The sequence below is a fragment of the Bacillus sp. FSL K6-1005 genome, assembly GCF_038000225.1.
Lineage (GTDB): Bacteria > Bacillota > Bacilli > Bacillales > Bacillaceae > Bacillus > Bacillus mojavensis.
The window spans coordinates 3554711-3571012 of the sequence record NZ_JBBOBP010000001.1 but is presented as its reverse complement, the minus strand read 5'-3'; the positions used below and the strand labels follow the sequence as shown (position 1 = coordinate 3571012).

Here is a 16302-nt window from a genome sequence, read left to right as displayed (position 1 = left end):
TCACTCCATTATTTTGATTGATCTGTATCTAAAATCGTACTCTCCAAAGCATTCACAGTAAAATACTCTTGTACTTTCTTTTTCTCGCCGTTCACTTTTTTATCATACTCCACCGTAACTCTCCATACCGGCGCCAGCACCTGCGTACTTGTCAGCGGATATTGCGCCACATAGCCGAATTTCACACTCTTTATGGTGCAGTATTCTTTTAACTGATTTTGATAGTACAATAATTCAACCGCATCAAGCTCAGTAATTAAGCTCTCTTTCTGAATCTGCTTAAAGGTCTCAAGGGTCGACTGCTCGTATGACACAACCTCGTTTTTATCGTTTAAATGCAAAATCACTTGTCCGATCATATTAGAGGAGTTATCAGTCTTCTGATAAATGTAATGGCCTTCATACGTTTGGAAGTAAATGATTTCTTTTTTAGATTTATCCACCTTCCAAAGCTTGTATTTTTCACCATCTTGAATTTTAGAAGACACAAGCGCCTGTGCATCGCCCTCTATGTTTTTCTTGGAAAGGCCAATCGGGCTCGTAAACTTCATCTTTAGGTTCGTTACTTTATGATCATCACTAGGCATATCCATCATAGGTTTTTGATCCTTGAGTGATTCAATATCATCCTTCGTGAAGACTTTTTGATTCGCCGTGATCCGATAGCCTTCTATCGCTTCCTTATCCAGACCTTCATACGTGATATGATCTGCCTTCATGTCATGCTCTACATCGTTTTTAATGACTTCATATTCTTTACTGATCGATCGCTTCTCAAAAAACTGATAGCCTAAGAAAATATCTAAAATGAGGAAGGCAACGATGAAGATTGTTTTTGTCTTATTCCACTCCATTGTCTGCCCCCTCCTTCGTCAATAATTCCTTCGTAATCGGCACCATTTTTCCGTTTATTTTCATAGCCCAAACCGGTTCAAGCTCAACAAGAGGATCATCGTTGGTTGATGTTGACACCAACTGATACGCAGGGAAAATCTGATCAATTTTGTCCGTATCATACGCCGTTTGTTTGGACAGAAGAGCCCTCACTTCACTGCCGCTCATCAGCTCTGTTTCACTTGTTTTAATCGGATTCGTTCCAAGACTGTAATTCGGCCGTTTATAGCTGAGAATATCGTCATTGGCCCATTGCACGGTGATCGCCGAAGTGCCGCCAAACGGTTTAGACATGCTGTTAATGACCGGGAGCTGGTCCATAAAGATATAGAAACTCAGCTGCTGGCTGTCATTGATATTAAAAAATTGATAGTGATCCGTCCAACTTCCTGTATCCTCTAGGTATTTCTGACTCTTTTTGATTAACTCACCTGTTTGATACGAGGTGCTCTGCACTAAATTACGCTGCTGAAATTGAACCTGCCGCTGAGTCAGGCTGACATCTAAACGGCTGATGCCATCCGTGAGTACATTTCTGTTATTATAATTTGAATCTTCTCTTACGATGCTCGGATCGCTGAACAGTGCCTGTTTAAAAGTGTTTGTCTTAATTGATTCCGTGACAAATTCCTTTTTATCCATCGTAAGCGATTTGTTCGGAAGCAAGAACTCTTTCTTTGTTCCGATCGAAAACAAGCTGTACGCAGGCATGTTTGATTTTTTGTTTTGTAAATCATTCATGATATTCCGGTAGTTTGCTGATTCAACCGTCACTTCCAGAATAAGCTGCTTGCTGTAAGATACCAAATAAATCTTCTTATTCGTTTTTGTTTCTTCGAATGGGATCATAATATGATCAAACGAGCTGTATTCAAACGATTGATTGGACCATTTAAGCAGCGTTTGAATAATATCAATAGGTATCGTGTCACTGAATTGCAGATCAAGCTTGGCAGCAGAACCGCCTCTTCCATAAAACCAGCTCTTGAATCCGGCCTTATCATATTGATCCGATATATCTTTAATGCCTTTTACATCCCAATGCGGCAAATCTGACCAGACTTCATCATAAAGTGTTTCATCATCGACCTTATAATGAGCACCGTCATCATGAATAAACATTTCCCGCGGTTTTACCGTTTCAGACAGTTTTTGGGTATTTTTCTCAATTTTATGTTTCTCACGCACCATAGACTCCGCTGATGACGAGCCTTCAGAAAAATTAGGCTGAAATGTCCATATGCTCCATGTAAAAACAAGACTGATGACGACAAGTACCGTAAGTAATATTGTTTTTATATTTTCACGCTTCATCCCAATCATCCTCTTGTTCTTCTTTATATGGAAGAGTAAACGTTATCGTTGTGCCTTTTCCTTCTACACTGTCTGCCCAAATATCTCCGCCGTGCGCCTGAACCATTTCCCTCGCAATGGCAAGTCCCAGACCGGTACCGCCGAGCTTTCTCGTTCTCGCTTTATCGACCCTGTAGAAGCGGTCAAAGACTTTTTCGACATCCTTTTTCGGAATCCCAATCCCTTCATCCTTAACACTGATATAGAGAAGTTCTTCCTCTTCATTTACGTCAATCGAGAAGGTGACATGTCCGCCTTCAGGAGAATATTTTAAAGCGTTGGAAATAATATTATCGAGTACCTGCGTAATTTTATCCTGGTCAATCTCTACATACAGGTTTCTGTCCGGCAGATTGCGGATAAATTCCACATGCTGTTCCTTCGTCATTTCAAAGCGATCAATAATGAGGGACATAAATCGGACGATTTGAATCCACTCACGATTAAATTGATAATCCTTGCTGTCAAATTTAGAAAGCTGAAGCAAATCGTTTACAAGCCGAATCATCCGCTCTGTTTCATTCTGCGTCACCATTAAGAAACGCGGTGCAATGTCTTTGTTTTCCCACGCACCTTCAGCTAACGCCTCTAAATAACTGCGCATTGTCGTAAGCGGCGTGCGCAGCTCGTGTGATACATTCGCCACAAACTCTCTGCGTTCCTGATCAATTTTCTCCTGCTCGGTTACATCGTAAATGACCGCAATTAAGCCGTCGATTTTGCCATGCTCCCTTTGAATCACGGAGAAATTGACGCGAAGCACTGTCAGTTCGTCGTCCCGCTCAATTTCGAGCAGCATAGAGTCCTGCTGTTCAACTAAATCTTCAAATGTATAATTCTCTTGAATCCCCAGCAAGCTTGTAATCGGCATTTCCAAAGCTGTTTCACGTGAAACGTTCAGCAGTTCCAGCGCCGGGCTGTTCAAGAGGATAATTGCTCCGTTTCGGTTTGTGGCAATAACGCCGTCCGTCATATAAGCAATAACAGAGGAAAGCTTTCTGCGTTCACCCTCTGTCATGGCCTGTGCATCTTCAAGCTCTCTCGTTAAGTGATTAAACGTTGTGGCGAGCTGTCCAATTTCATCATGACCATACTTTCTAACCTTCCTGGAGAAATTCCCTTTCGCAAGCTCCATTGCCTGTTTCCTCATATCTGAAAGCGGGTGGGTAATGGTTCTGGCTAGAAAAATACCGAGAAGGGCTGTCAAAACGAGGGCCAAACCAGTGCCGGAGGCCAGTATTGTGTTGATGGTCTTCATTTGGCCAAAGACATCTTCCATGCTCGCTACCACATAAATCGCTCCGACAACCTCTTGGTTTTCAGTGGTAACGGGCTTTGCGGAAATGAGGACTCTTATTTTGCTTTTCGGGTCATAATATTTTCTAGAATAAGACTGTTTAGTAGAAAAAATTCTTTTGAAAATGAGATCCGTCGTTTGTTTCCCTGCAACTTCTTCTCCATATGGCCTTGAAGAGCCAACCACTTCATAGCTTTTATCAACAAAAGTAATTTCCCGAATCTCATCACTCTTCGTGAAGTCATTCAAAATACGGCTGACATCATCCTTAATGACGGTGCTGTCATTATCACTCTTATATTCCTGCTCAATATAATAAGAAAGGTTGTCGATTCGCTGATTAAGCGATTGTTCATAAGATGTAATCAGCGACTTCTCTACCTGATTGACAAAATACACACCAATGACTTGCATCGCGATGATAATCAAAAGCACATAAATCAAGGTAATCTTAAATTGGATCGACCGAAAAAAACCAACCTTATTCATTGGGCATTAGTCCTGTTCTGGGTTTCTCAAGTAATAACCGACACCGCGGCGTGTGACAATCCAATTTGGATGGCTTGGGTTGTCCTCAATTTTTTCACGAAGGCGGCGCACTGTTACGTCAACCGTTCTGACATCCCCAAAGTAATCGTAGCCCCAGACTGTTTGCAGCAAGTGCTCACGTGTCATGACTTGACCGATGTGTTTTGCCAGGTAATGCAGCAATTCGAACTCACGATGGGTCAATTCGATCGTTTCATCTCTTTTAGACACTACATACGCGTCAGGGAAGATCACGAGGGAGCCGATATGAATGTCGTTGGAAGATGATTCTTCCTCCGCTGGCGCTGTTGTCAGCTGGCGGCGCAGGTTCGCTTTCACACGAGCCAAAAGCTCACGTGTGCTGAACGGTTTCGTAACATAGTCATCAGCGCCGATTTCAAGCCCGATGACCTTATCAATTTCTGAATCCTTAGCCGTCAGCATAATGATAGGCATATCGTATTTCTTTCTGACTTCACGGCATACTTCAACGCCGTCTTTATTTGGAAGCATAATATCTAAAAGAATTAAATCAGGCTGAAGCTCTTCCACCATTTCGACGGCTTCATTTCCGTCATAGGCGCAATGCACTTCATAGCCCTCTTTTCTTAAGTTGAATTCTAATATATCTGCAATCGGTTTTTCATCATCTACTACAAGGATCTTTTTATCCATCATTTTTAATTTTCCTCCTGCCGAATGGTCTTCATTTCATCTATATCACATTCGTTACATCACTTATGGCCCAAATAGAACAATGGGTCCTTGTCTATTATAACGGTTTAAGGTCAAAAGATAAAAAAAATAAAGGTTTAGAAAAAAACACATTTTTCACCTTCATCCACCAGTTGTCTATCTTTTGTCATGTTTTTCAACTTTTCTTAAAAAAGATAATTTAAATGAAACCTCCGCTCACCTGCGTGCGTCTTTTCATTGACGTCTTCTTCTTTGAACCGGCCGCAGGGCCGGTTCTCCCTTTTTCTTCTATTATAACACTCCGCATGTCTATCTTTTCTTAAAAGAAAAAACGCACCTACGATTGCAGATGCGTTTGGTAAGTGGCTCGGGACGGAATCGAACCGCCGACACACGGATTTTCAGTCCGTTGCTCTACCAACTGAGCTACCGAGCCAAATGATTTATTTTTCTCTACTAAGTAAAGTAAAATGGCGGTCCGGACGGGACTCGAACCCGCGACCTCCTGCGTGACAGGCAGGCATTCTAACCAACTGAACTACCGGACCTTACAGTAATTTGTCTGGAGAGCTGTCGTGTCAGCTCTCGCAGACAAATAAGGAATTTAGCAATAACGCTAAAGTAAATCAATGACCCGTACGGGATTCGAACCCGTGTTACCGCCGTGAAAGGGCGGTGTCTTAACCGCTTGACCAACGGGCCTTCACAAAAATGGTGAGCCATGAAGGACTCGAACCTTCGACCCTCTGATTAAAAGTCAGATGCTCTACCAACTGAGCTAATGGCTCCTAAGATGCCGGATTTTCCATAGAGCAAACGACTTGGATCAAGTTCTTATCTTGTACTCTATTGAAGTAGTTTCCGTAACAACGAGATTTATAATATCACGAACAAATAGAAGTGGCAATAACTTTTTTGGTTTTTTTTCATATTTTTTTCTCAGACCAACTTATATGCAGTTTTCAAACAAAAAAAAGCCCCTGAAAACAGGGGCTTACGGGTATTCTGCTTAGTTCGCACGATACACGCTGCGAAGGACATTTGTTTGTGAACGGTCTGGGCCGACAGAGAAAATAGAAAGCGGAATGCCTGTCAGCTGAGACACGCGCTCAAGATAGTGACGCGCGTTTTCAGGAAGCTCGCTCAAGCTTTTCGCACCTGTAATATCCTCAGTCCAGCCCGGCATTTCTTCATATACCGGCTCACATTCAGCAAGTGCTTTAAGGCTTGCAGGGAATTCTTCGATGATTTCGCCTTTATAGCGGTACGCCACACAGATTTTCAGCGTTTCAATTCCTGTTAGGACGTCAATTGAGTTCAGAGAAAGATCTGTAATTCCGCTGACACGGCGGGCGTGGCGGACAACGACACTGTCAAACCAGCCGACACGGCGTGGGCGGCCTGTTGTTGTTCCATATTCACGTCCGACTTCACGGATTTGATCTCCAATTTCGTCTTTCAGCTCAGTCGGGAAAGGACCATCGCCGACACGAGTCGTATAGGCTTTTGAGACGCCGACTACGTGCTTTATTTTTGTCGGGCCGACACCTGAACCGATGGTTACACCGCCGGCAACCGGGTTAGATGACGTAACAAACGGGTATGTTCCTTGGTCGATATCAAGCATAACCCCTTGTGCGCCTTCAAATAACACGCGGCGGCCTTCATCAAGCGCATCATTTAAAACAACTGATGTATCGCAAACATATTTCTTAATCTGCTGTCCGTATTCATAATACTCATCTAAGATATCTTCTATTTTAAATCCTTCTGTCTCGTACATTTTCTCAAGCAGACGGTTTTTTTCTTCAAGATTGCGTTCAAGTTTCTCCGCAAACGCGTCACGATCCAACAAATCCGCGATACGAATGCCGATTCGGGCTGCTTTATCCATATAAGCAGGGCCGATTCCTTTTTTCGTTGTGCCGATCTTGTTTGCTCCTTTTCGCTCTTCTTCCACTTCATCCAACTTCAAATGATACGGCAGAATCACGTGAGCTCTGTTGCTGATTCTCAGGTTATCTGTACTGACGTTGCGCTCATGAAGATACGCAAGCTCTGTGACTAATGCTTTTGGATCTACAACCATTCCGTTTCCAATCACACACGTCTTATCTTTATAGAAAATTCCAGACGGAATTAAGTGAAGCTTGTATGTGACTCCGTCAAACTTGATGGTGTGCCCTGCGTTATTTCCGCCTTGATAACGGGCGATCACTTCTGCATTTTCTGATAGGAAATCTGTGATTTTGCCTTTTCCTTCATCGCCCCATTGCGTACCTACTACAACTACTGAAGACATGTCCGTGCACCTCCGTTAACCTTTCAAAAACGATTCTATTCAAACAAATCAAGTTTATCAGTGAAGAAACAGAAAGTCAATTGCAAATCCGAACATTAAATTCTTGTAAATCCTCATTCGTTCGCTTTAATTGATATTAGAAGCGTTTTCTTAAAGCTTTTCCTCGAAAAGCTCATGAAACTTTCATCCTTTAGTGGGGGAAAGAATCACTTGTCTGAAATCCCTTTTGTGTTCATGAACACGATTCGCCAGCCGTCTGGATCCTCTATTGTCACCCCTCCATGACTCCAGTACGGGTTCTCAGGTTCCGCCTCCTGATAGCCCATTCTTTTTAATTTTGCAGTGATGGCTTTGATTTCTTCTTCGTTCGGCACATAAAAGACGAGCAGGCTGTCTGGATGGGGCACGGGCGCTGTACTTTCCCCTTCATGCTGGGTGAATTCCAAGTGGTAATCGGTGTGGGGGAGGCCAAACATGACACCGTCATACCCATTATGCTGATGAAATTCACCAAGTCGTTTTAAGCCCAGCCCTTCTTCATAAAAACGAATGATCTGATCAAGCCGGCCCGTATGTCTTGCTATCCGAATTTGTGCGGCATGAAATTGTGAAAAACGATTCCTCATTGTTACCCTCTCCTTTTTGCCTCATTTTATTAAACCGCTTTCATTATTACATCCGCTAAGCGGCTGGTTTCTCTTCCGTCTTTTGGATGAAAAAAACCCCAAGAAAAAGCTCTTGGGGTTTACGCACCGGGCGGAACACCTGCGTCGTCAAAACGCCGTTCCAGGTTGACGAATTTATTGTATTCTTTTACGAACGCAAGAGACACGGTTCCTACCGGGCCGTTACGCTGTTTGGCAATAATGATTTCGATAATGTTTTTGTTCTCAGTTTCTTTGTCATAGTAGTCATCACGATAAAGGAACGCAACAATATCTGCATCCTGCTCAATACTTCCTGATTCACGGATATCAGACATCATCGGACGTTTATCCTGACGCTGCTCAACGCCACGCGAAAGCTGAGAAAGCGCGATAACAGGGACTTGAAGCTCTCTGGCGATCGATTTCAGTTCACGGGAAATTTCTGATACTTCCTGCTGACGGTTATCCTTTGAACGTCCGCTTCCCTGGATCAATTGCAGGTAATCGATCAAAATCATGCCAAGACCGCTTTCCTGCTTCAAACGGCGGCATTTGGCACGGATTTCACTGACACGGATACCTGGTGTGTCATCGATATAAATTCCGCTGTTGGACAGGCTTCCCATCGCCATCGTCAGCTTGCCCCAATCCTCTTCTGTCAGATTTCCTGTACGAAGGTTTTGGGCATTGATATTTCCCTCGGCACAAAGCATACGCATAACGAGCTGCTCGGCACCCATCTCAAGACTGAAAATGGCTACACTCTCGTCGGTCTTCGTCGCTACGTTTTGCGCGATATTCAGGGCAAAGGCCGTTTTCCCTACTGACGGACGGGCAGCCACAATAATCAAGTCATTGCGCTGGAATCCGGCAGTCATCCGGTCAAGCTCAGAAAAACCTGTTGGAATCCCGGTAATATCACCTTTTCGATTGTGAAGCTGTTCGATGTTGTCATACGTCTGAACAAGGACATCCTTGATATTTTGAAAGGCGCTTGTATTTTTGCGCTGCGCCACTTCCATAATCGTTTTTTCCGCTTCACTGAGTAAATCTTCAACCTCGTCCTCACGGGTATATCCGTCCTGAGCGATTGTTGTCGCTGTTCTGATTAACCGGCGAAGAATTGATTTTTCCTCAACGATTTTTGCGTAATATTCTATGTTAGCCGCTGTCGGCACCGAGTTTGCGATATCAGTCAGATACGATATGCCTCCCACTTCTTCCAGCAGGTCCGTGTTGGCAAGCTCTGACGTCACCGTAACTAAATCAACCGGTTCACCGCGGTCTCCGAGCACCAGCATCGCATTATAAATTTTTTGGTGGGACATTCTATAGAAATCATCTGGAATCAATACCTCTGAAGCCAGTGTTAAAGCAGACGGCTGTAAAAAAATAGCGCCTAACACGGCTTGTTCGGCTTCTATATTTTGCGGCGGCAGCCGATCATTCAGAAGGTCTGTCATGCTAAGCACCGTCCTCTCATTAAAAAATCTCCAAACTCCATTTTACCATTTATCCAGAAAAAAAATAGAAAAATTCTTTGTTTCCTATTTTTTCCAGTCAGCAGATTGGATAGTTTCGGACAGTGTCAGCCTGGGGAAAAAAACTGATAAAACTTGAGGGAGGAATAAATATGCTGAAAAAATACGCCGTAACACCCAACGTCGATGTGGACGGCTGGTTTATCACAGTGGATAATGTGGCGCCTACAGCTTTATACACCTCTAAAGACGCCGCAATTGAAAAAGCGAAGCAGGTAGCCAAAGAGAACAGTCCGGCAAAGCTTGTGATTTATGACCAGCATAAAAATGTGGAAGAGGAACTCTCTTTCTAACAAACTGAAAGCCTTCGCTGCCGCGGGGCTTTTTTTAACGGGTAAGACACGCTATTCCATCCATTTGAATCCGGTACGCATCATGATATCCGCCGCCTTTTGATACAGCTCCCACTCTTCAAATGAAGCAAATTTCCCCATTAGCTCCTGAAGCTTATGCCGCAAAGCGATATATTCTTCCAATGTGACAGCTCTCTCAGTGTCGATCTGATGCTCATACAGCATTTGTTTTAATAATGATAACGGTTTATTCATGCTGAACCCTCCTTATCTCTTTTATAAGGGGCATTTTCGGATTGCACCATTCCTTTGTGATATCTTCTTACGTTTCACATCTGATTCTTGTACAATGGACAAAAGAGAGGAGGGATCTTTGTGAGACCTTTGCAAATTTCTGCTAAAACTGCACAAAAGCTTGCAGAGTCTTTGAATCTGCCGCTTGAACAGATCATGCATATGCCTCAGCATATCCTGCTTGCCAAAATGGCTGAATTGCAGAAAGAGGACAAATCATAACCCGCACTCGCATACTTGCTTACATGTATCGGAATGATATTAAGTATATGTTAGAAAAGAGGAGTAACTGCTTTGCCACATCCACAAAATAAAAAAATCCAATCGTTTTGGCTGATTGCCGGTATTATCTTTATCGCGTTTAATTTAAGACCTGCAATCACTTCAGTTGGGCCGGTCATCAGCTCCATCAGGACAGAGCTGCACATGTCCAACGGGGCAGCCGGGTTTTTGACCGCACTGCCGCTGCTTTCGTTTGCCGTTCTTTCTCCGCTCGCGCCTAAGCTAGGACGTCGTCTCGGAAATGAGCGAACCTTATGGCTTGGTCTCCTGGTACTGTTTATCGGTGTTTTGATTCGCTCTGCCGGCTATACTGCCGCTTTGTTTTTCGGAACGGCACTCATCGGAATCGGAATTGCGATCGGAAACGTACTTTTGCCAAGCTTAATCAAACATAAATACCCTGAAAAGCCAGGGCTCATGATCAGCCTGTATACGACATCAATGAATATATTCGCTGCTTTAGCATCAGGTATCAGCGTACCTTTAGCGGCCCAGTTGGATGGCGGATGGAAACAGGGATTTCTCTTATGGGGAGGCTTGGCATGTCTAGCCTTGCTGATTTGGATACCCCAGCTTCGCCATCGGGATGTGTCCAACCAGACGCCGCAGCTTCAAACAAGTCCGATTTGGGCTTCCAAAATGGCATGGTTCGTCACCATCTTCATGGGCCTGCAATCCTTCTTATTCTACAGCAGTATCGCCTGGTTTCCTGAGATTCTCCGTTCACACGGGATTGATACGTCAACCGCCGGATGGCTGGTATCACTCATGCAATTTGCGAGTCTGCCTTCCACTTTTCTGACACCGGTTTTAGCTGACCGCGTGAAACATCAGCGCGGGATCGTTGCAGCGCTGACCGCAGTCTATCTGATCGGTCTATGCGGATTATTAACGGGGGGCAGCCATGCTATGCTTGCCATCTGGATGGTGATTATCGGTATCGGACAAGGCTCCAGCATTAGTCTGGCACTTACTCTCATTGGGCTCCGCAGTGAAAATGCGTATCAGGCTGCAGCGCTGTCGGGCATGTCCCAGTCATTTGGCTACCTTCTTGCTGCCATCGGGCCGATCTTTGTCGGGTATCTCTTTGACCAGACACATTCATGGACAATGCCGATTGTGCTACTTATTGCTGCTTTAATCGTTATGGGAACAGCAGGACTCGGGGCAGGACGCGATCGATACGTCCTTCAGACAGAGAGAAAGCGAAATTTAGCATAGAAAATGGGCGGGGAACATGTCTCCGCCTCTTTTTTATGAAAAATACTGTAAGTCATTCTTTGAATCTTTATGGTTTATTCATAAGTTTTTCATATTTGTTTTTTACAATTAGACATCATAAAGAGGTGAAAGAGGTTGATACCGGACTCTTGTCCTATCTGAGAAAGCATAATACCGGCGAAGAGTATCTATTTGCTACTTTGACAACCGTAACGGCTGCGCCATATATCATCAATACAGATGAATCTGTCATGGCACTCGGCGGCTTCAACGGCACAGATCCGATCCTGACTGTCTCTGATCTGAAAAAACTAGTCAAAGAGGGCAAAGTGAAATACTTCCTGCTGTCAGAAAAGAACTCAGGCAATACTGAACTCGTTTCTTGGATCAAGAAAAACGGCCAAGAAATATCTTCTGACAAGTACAGCAGTTCCTCGAGCAGCACAAGCAGCCAGCAAAGCATGAAAGGTGGACCTGGCGGAGAAAGCCAGCAAACCCTTTATCTCGTAGAATAAAAAAAGAGGCTTGGATCAATCCAAGCCTCTTTTCTATTAAGCTTCTTCTTTCACATGTACCTTTAACACAGCCTGCACCTCAGGATGCAATTTCACAGGAACGTTTGTATAACCTAACGCACGAATGCCGTCCGGCAGTTCCAGCTTCCGCTTATCCACTTTAATGTTATGGTCTTTTTGAAGCTGTTCAGTAATTTGCTTGCTTGTGACAGATCCGAATAAACGGCCGCCTTCACCTGATTTCGCGCTGAGCTCAACAGTCAGTTTTTCTAATGTCTCTTTTAAGCTCTTTGCCTGTTCAAGCTCTGCGATGGCTTCTTTTTTCTCTTTCTGCTTTTGACCGTTTAGTACACTGATGTTTGACGCGTTCGCTTCAACCGCGAGGCCTTTTTTAATCAGAAAGTTATGCGCATAACCATCTGCTACGTTTTTCACTTCGCCTTTTTTTCCTTTTCCTTTTACATCTTGTAAGAAAATAACCTTCATCTTTGTACGCCTCCCTCAAAATACTCATCTATGGCGCCCTTCAGCCGCTCCAGTGCTTCTGTTACTGAAATGCCGGATAACTGAGTCGCCGCATTTGTTAAATGTCCTCCGCCTTCCAGCGCCTCCATGATGATCTGAACATTCACATCGCCAAGAGACCGTGCACTGATACAAACAGTTTGTTCATCACGTCTTGCTACCGCAAATGAAGCTTCAACCTCGCTCATCGACAACAGAGAATCCGCAGCCTGCGCAATCAGCACTTGATCGAAATATTCATCCTCATTCTCAGGCAGTGATGCAATCGCGATGTTCTCTTTATAGAGGGCCGTATGCTGGATTAGCTTCGCTCGTTTAATATAGGAATCAACGGTTTCTTTGAGGAACTTCTGCACAAGCACCGTATCGGCGCCTTTTGCTCTTAAATATGAAGCCGCATCAAAGGTCCGCGAGCCAGTGCGGAGTGAAAAGCTCTTTGTATCCACTATTATACCAGCTAATAGGGCCGTTGCTTCAATCATATTGATTTTTAAGCGCTTCGGCTGATACTCAAGCAGCTCTGTCACCAATTCCGCTGTTGATGAAGCGTACGGCTCCATATAGACGAGCAGCGGGTCTCTGATAAATTCTTCGCCTCTGCGGTGATGGTCGATGACCACAATATGCTCAATTTTGTTTACCAGCCGTTCTTCTATAACAAGCGACGGCTTATGTGTATCCACGATGACAAGCAGCGTGTCGTCATTGGCAATTTCCATTGCTTCTTCAGGCGTGATGAACCTTGACCACAGCTCTTCATATTTTTTAATTTCCTCAATCAAGCGCTGCACACTTGAACCGATTTGATTCGGATCAATCACAATAAATCCATCTTTGTTATTTGCCTGTGACACCTTTAATATCCCGATCGCCGCACCGATAGAATCCATGTCGGGAAATTTGTGTCCCATGATAATCACATTGCTGCTTTCAGAAACAATTTCCTTTAAAGCATGAGAAATCACGCGGGCGCGCACCCTTGTTCGCTTCTCCATCGGGTTCGTTTTACCGCCGTAAAACTTTACTTTTCCGTTTGGCAGCTTAATGGCTACCTGGTCTCCGCCGCGGCCCAGTGCTAAGTCCAGACTGGATTGCGCCAAATCGCCAAGCTCCTTCAGCGATGAGACCGAAGCTCCGACACCGACGCTTAAGGTCAGCGCAACGCCGTCAAATGAGGTTTTTTCCCGTACCTCATCCAGAATCGAAAACTTGGAATTTTCAAGTTCGGTTAAAATGTTCTCATTAAGCACAGCGATAAAACGTTCTGACGATGTCCTTTTTAGGAATATTCCATACTCCTGCGCCCAAGCGTTGAGCAAAGAGGTCACTTGGCTGTTCATCGTGCTTCTCGTCTGGTCGTCTAATCCTTGCGTCACATCATCGTAGTTATCAAGGAAAATATAGGCCAGCACAGTTCTTTCATTTTCATATTGCTTTTCAATCTGTATCTGTTCCGTCACATCGAAGAAATAAAGCAGACGCTCATCCCGTTTGATGACCACTTTAAATTTCCGGTCATTCAATGTAACCGTTTCCGATTCTACCTCTTGTTTGATGAGCGGCACAACGGATTCACAAGTATCATAAAGTGATCTCCCCACTAATGTACTTTCATTAAAGCAAGAAGAGAGAAACGGATTTGCCCATTCTATATAGTATTGATCATTAAAAAGCATGATGCCGATCGGCATTTCCATCAATGCCTCTTCCCCGACTTTTTTCAACCTGTAGGATAACGTAGAAATATAAGCGTCAATCTCTTTTCGAATAAGAGAATCCGCGCGTTTTATAAAAAACAGTATAACTGCCAGCAGCAACACTTCAACGGTTCCTATGATCCAGTTAAAATAAAAGCTGATGAGGATTGTAATGATTGACAAAGCAATCAATGCATAGATGGGATACCGAAACAACGGTTTTTCATAAAAGCTTGGCATTTCTATCACTCCCCACCATGTGAGTAAAACTCATTTTCACTTCACCTTATTCCTTATGTTAAAGCCCATGTCTATAACGCCTAAAATGCGAATGGCTGCCATAAAAATCGGTTGCAGCAGACCAAGAATGACTGCAATGACGGCCACTGCCTTTGGATATTTTTTCTTATGGCAATAGAAAAAGATAAATGATAAACCTTGGATAAAAATAAGAAACCCGAGTATAAACTCCCCATTTAAAGCGATAGAGTACAGCATTTGGCCTTTTTCTAAAGGCAGAAATGACAGCATGACAATCAACAAATACAGTACTACAACACTTTGCGGAAACTTCAACTCTCTAAAAGGCTTTAGACTAGGAATATCGGGGGAGAATCGCCTTAAGAGCGGCTTAGCGATAAGATAACTGAGGAAAGAAAAAATGGCTCCTACCATCACGATAGCTGTTGGAAAAAGATATTGAACCGTACTCAATTGTTCTTCCATCAGTTTCATTTGTTTCTCAAGTTCTTCAGCATTACCCGATTGTTTCAAAACGGATTCAACGATATCGAGTGATTGCCGATATTGTGTCATTGCTTCATCAATGATATTGATACCCAAAAACTGAATGCTTATCACAAAATAGAACACGATACAAAGCATATAAATAAGGGCACCCGAAATAATAGCATGGCCGGGTTCTCTTTTTTTGAAAAAATGCCCCATGGCTATGCCCGCACAAGCTGACATAAAAGCTACAATCAGTCCGTTAAAGGACCCGACAATAAAGACAACAGGAAGACTGACAGCGCCCATCCATAATCCTAATTTCAATCCGTGTCTGATCGTATAAAGGATCATAGGCAGCGGCAGTGCAAATAACAGAATGGTTCCAATCAATGGAACATAAACGACCAGCAGTGTGATGATCGCAAACAAACTGATTAAAATAGCACCTTCCATTAATGCTCTTGTTTGTTTCACTTAGTCACCTCGTATCATACTGAACATACGAATAGAAAAGAGCAGCATAAACGACTGCTCTTTTTTTCATCGCCGCAACATGTTTTGCACCAATGTTTTCATATCATCTCTAAAATTACTTTTATATTTTAACATAAGTCCAAATCGCAAGTAAAATGACGCCAATGTTTCATGTGAAACATTGCAAACGAAAAGACATTCTTTAAAAGAATGCCCATCACTTCTTATTCTTTATCATCCATAAAACCAGAAGATTCTTTGTTTTTCTTCTTCGTTTTTCTGACATATACAAATATTAAAATCACAAGTAAAAGGGTTGTTGCTTGCAGAACGCCGCTGCTAAACAAGAAAAAGTTCTTTATCATGTCCCACATCGTGTTTCACCTCTTTTTGGATGTTCTCAACCCGTATCCTATATAAGGTGGATTCCCTTTTTAAAAACTTCAAAACATCATGAACAACATTGAACGTTGGGCATATGCTGATACAGAATCTGATTGATAAAGGAGATTTGTTACATGGATGAACGCAGAACGTTGGCTTGGCATGAAACATTAGAGATGCATGAGCTGGTTGCTTTTCAGTCAAACGGGCTCATTAAACTGAAGAAAATGATTAGAGAAGTTAGAGACCCTCAGCTCAGACAGCTTTATAGCGTTTCCATTCAGGCCGTTGAGCAGAATTTAAGAGAGCTTCTCCCATTCTTCCCTCAGGCGCCGATGCCTCGCGATGATGAAGAAGAAGAGCGTGCGGATAACCCATTTTTCAGCGGTGACCTGCTCGGCTTTGCCAAAACATCTGTCCGCAACTATGCCATCGCAATTACAGAAACAGCAACACCTCAATTAAGAACCGTACTTGTCAAACAGCTGAACGCTGCCATTAAGTTGCATGCGCACGTTTATCAATACATGTATCAGCACGGATACTACCCATCTTACAACCTTTCTGACCTGTTAAAAAATGACGTCAGAAACGCCAATAAAGCCATTTCGATGAAATAAAAGAAGC

The 16302-nt window shown here is 43.4% G+C and carries 16 protein-coding genes, 4 tRNA genes and 1 pseudogene; 5 read left to right on the top strand and 16 right to left on the bottom strand.

What is annotated here, in order from left to right; translation table 11 throughout:
* Positions 1-8: 8 nt before the first annotated feature.
* From NST16_RS18515 to dnaB, 11 genes are all read right to left on the bottom strand, one after another.
* A complete protein-coding gene (locus tag NST16_RS18515; protein ID WP_010332596.1) occupies positions 9-854 on the bottom strand; it encodes a two-component system regulatory protein YycI in 846 nt (281 codons plus the stop codon).
* Positions 841-2208 carry a two-component system activity regulator YycH gene (gene yycH / locus NST16_RS18510; protein ID WP_268449227.1) on the bottom strand — a complete coding sequence of 456 codons (1368 nt, stop codon included), beginning with the start codon at positions 2206-2208 and terminating at the stop codon, positions 841-843. The genes NST16_RS18515 and yycH overlap by 14 nt, the downstream gene beginning before the upstream one ends.
* Positions 2198-4033: a cell wall metabolism sensor histidine kinase WalK gene (gene walK / locus NST16_RS18505; RefSeq protein ID WP_010332598.1), complete on the bottom strand. Its 1836-nt coding sequence runs from the start codon at positions 4031-4033 to the stop codon at positions 2198-2200. Before walK ends, yycH begins: the two co-directional genes overlap by 11 nt.
* 6 nt (positions 4034-4039) lie before the next feature.
* Positions 4040-4747 (bottom strand): cell wall metabolism DNA-binding response regulator WalR, encoded by a 708-nt coding sequence (gene walR, locus NST16_RS18500; protein ID WP_010332599.1) that lies wholly within the window; start codon positions 4745-4747, stop codon positions 4040-4042.
* A gap of 384 nt (positions 4748-5131) precedes the next feature.
* Positions 5132-5204 (bottom strand) — tRNA-Phe (locus NST16_RS18495).
* A 35-nt stretch (positions 5205-5239) separates the two neighbouring features.
* Positions 5240-5316 (bottom strand) — tRNA-Asp (locus tag NST16_RS18490).
* A gap of 82 nt (positions 5317-5398) precedes the next feature.
* Positions 5399-5470, bottom strand: a tRNA-Glu gene (locus NST16_RS18485).
* Positions 5471-5480: 10 nt separating this feature from the next.
* Positions 5481-5556, bottom strand: a tRNA-Lys gene (locus tag NST16_RS18480).
* Positions 5557-5777: 221 nt separating this feature from the next.
* Positions 5778-7070, bottom strand: coding sequence for an adenylosuccinate synthase (purA, locus tag NST16_RS18475; RefSeq protein ID WP_010332600.1), 1293 nt, complete (start codon positions 7068-7070; stop codon positions 5778-5780).
* Positions 7071-7276: 206 nt separating this feature from the next.
* Positions 7277-7696, bottom strand: coding sequence for a VOC family protein (locus NST16_RS18470; RefSeq protein WP_326196426.1), 420 nt, complete (start codon positions 7694-7696; stop codon positions 7277-7279).
* A 119-nt stretch (positions 7697-7815) separates the two neighbouring features.
* On the bottom strand, positions 7816-9180 hold the full coding sequence (gene dnaB, locus NST16_RS18465; protein ID WP_010332602.1) for a replicative DNA helicase: 1365 nt from the start codon (positions 9178-9180) through the stop codon (positions 7816-7818).
* A 170-nt stretch (positions 9181-9350) separates the two neighbouring features.
* Between dnaB and NST16_RS18460 the strand changes: the two genes are divergently transcribed.
* The gene (locus tag NST16_RS18460; RefSeq protein WP_010332604.1) at positions 9351-9551 is read left to right on the top strand and encodes a DUF2188 domain-containing protein; all 201 of its coding nucleotides are present in this window, start codon (positions 9351-9353) and stop codon (positions 9549-9551) included.
* A gap of 51 nt (positions 9552-9602) precedes the next feature.
* On the opposite strand, the gene NST16_RS18455 is transcribed toward NST16_RS18460, so the two are convergent.
* Positions 9603-9806, bottom strand: coding sequence for a hypothetical protein (locus NST16_RS18455; RefSeq protein ID WP_010332605.1), 204 nt, complete (start codon positions 9804-9806; stop codon positions 9603-9605).
* Between the two features lie 120 nt (positions 9807-9926).
* Here NST16_RS18455 and NST16_RS18450 point away from each other — a divergent pair, with 120 nt between their 5' ends.
* The 3 genes and pseudogenes from NST16_RS18450 to NST16_RS18440 all read left to right on the top strand — a co-directional run.
* Complete coding sequence (locus tag NST16_RS18450) at positions 9927-10067, top strand: YycC family protein (RefSeq protein WP_326331772.1); 141 nt, start codon at positions 9927-9929, stop codon at positions 10065-10067.
* A 72-nt stretch (positions 10068-10139) separates the two neighbouring features.
* Complete coding sequence (locus NST16_RS18445; RefSeq protein ID WP_340887889.1) at positions 10140-11348, top strand: CynX/NimT family MFS transporter; 1209 nt, start codon at positions 10140-10142, stop codon at positions 11346-11348.
* Between the two features lie 131 nt (positions 11349-11479).
* A pseudogene (locus NST16_RS18440) lies at positions 11480-11863 on the top strand (mannosyltransferase); the annotation flags it as partial.
* Positions 11864-11899: 36 nt separating this feature from the next.
* Here NST16_RS18440 and rplI read toward each other — a convergent pair.
* The 4 genes from rplI to NST16_RS18420 all read right to left on the bottom strand — a co-directional run bounded on the left by rplI (position 11900) and on the right by NST16_RS18420 (position 15665).
* Positions 11900-12349 (bottom strand): 50S ribosomal protein L9, encoded by a 450-nt coding sequence (rplI, locus tag NST16_RS18435; protein WP_010332608.1) that lies wholly within the window; start codon positions 12347-12349, stop codon positions 11900-11902.
* Positions 12346-14325: a cyclic-di-AMP phosphodiesterase GdpP gene (gene gdpP / locus NST16_RS18430; protein WP_010332609.1), complete on the bottom strand. Its 1980-nt coding sequence runs from the start codon at positions 14323-14325 to the stop codon at positions 12346-12348. The genes rplI and gdpP overlap by 4 nt, the downstream gene beginning before the upstream one ends.
* Before the next feature lie 36 nt (positions 14326-14361).
* Positions 14362-15291, bottom strand: coding sequence for a YybS family protein (locus NST16_RS18425; protein WP_010332610.1), 930 nt, complete (start codon positions 15289-15291; stop codon positions 14362-14364).
* A gap of 224 nt (positions 15292-15515) precedes the next feature.
* Positions 15516-15665, bottom strand: a complete 150-nt coding sequence (locus NST16_RS18420; RefSeq protein WP_010332611.1) for a hypothetical protein — start codon at positions 15663-15665, stop codon at positions 15516-15518.
* Between the two features lie 144 nt (positions 15666-15809).
* Here NST16_RS18420 and NST16_RS18415 point away from each other — a divergent pair, with 144 nt between their 5' ends.
* The gene (locus tag NST16_RS18415) at positions 15810-16295 is read left to right on the top strand and encodes a spore coat protein (RefSeq protein ID WP_340887884.1); all 486 of its coding nucleotides are present in this window, start codon (positions 15810-15812) and stop codon (positions 16293-16295) included.
* Positions 16296-16302: the final 7 nt, after the last annotated feature.

Excerpts from the sequence above, each read along its gene's own strand:
- NST16_RS18515 (WP_010332596.1), bottom strand. The coding sequence starts at position 854 with ATGGAGTGGAATAAGACAAAAACAATCTTCATCGTTGCCTTCCTCATT.
- yycH (WP_268449227.1), bottom strand. The coding sequence starts at position 2,208 with ATGAAGCGTGAAAATATAAAAACAATATTACTTACGGTACTTGTCGTC.
- walK (WP_010332598.1), bottom strand. The coding sequence starts at position 4,033 with ATGAATAAGGTTGGTTTTTTTCGGTCGATCCAATTTAAGATTACCTTG.
- walR (WP_010332599.1), bottom strand. The coding sequence starts at position 4,747 with ATGGATAAAAAGATCCTTGTAGTAGATGATGAAAAACCGATTGCAGAT.
- purA (WP_010332600.1), bottom strand. The coding sequence starts at position 7,070 with ATGTCTTCAGTAGTTGTAGTAGGTACGCAATGGGGCGATGAAGGAAAA.
- NST16_RS18470 (WP_326196426.1), bottom strand. The coding sequence starts at position 7,696 with ATGAGGAATCGTTTTTCACAATTTCATGCCGCACAAATTCGGATAGCA.
- dnaB (WP_010332602.1), bottom strand. The coding sequence starts at position 9,180 with ATGACAGACCTTCTGAATGATCGGCTGCCGCCGCAAAATATAGAAGCC.
- NST16_RS18460 (WP_010332604.1), top strand. The coding sequence starts at position 9,351 with ATGCTGAAAAAATACGCCGTAACACCCAACGTCGATGTGGACGGCTGG.
- NST16_RS18455 (WP_010332605.1), bottom strand. The coding sequence starts at position 9,806 with ATGAATAAACCGTTATCATTATTAAAACAAATGCTGTATGAGCATCAG.
- rplI (WP_010332608.1), bottom strand. The coding sequence starts at position 12,349 with ATGAAGGTTATTTTCTTACAAGATGTAAAAGGAAAAGGAAAAAAAGGC.
- gdpP (WP_010332609.1), bottom strand. The coding sequence starts at position 14,325 with ATGCCAAGCTTTTATGAAAAACCGTTGTTTCGGTATCCCATCTATGCA.
- NST16_RS18420 (WP_010332611.1), bottom strand. The coding sequence starts at position 15,665 with ATGTGGGACATGATAAAGAACTTTTTCTTGTTTAGCAGCGGCGTTCTG.
- NST16_RS18415 (WP_340887884.1), top strand. The coding sequence starts at position 15,810 with ATGGATGAACGCAGAACGTTGGCTTGGCATGAAACATTAGAGATGCAT.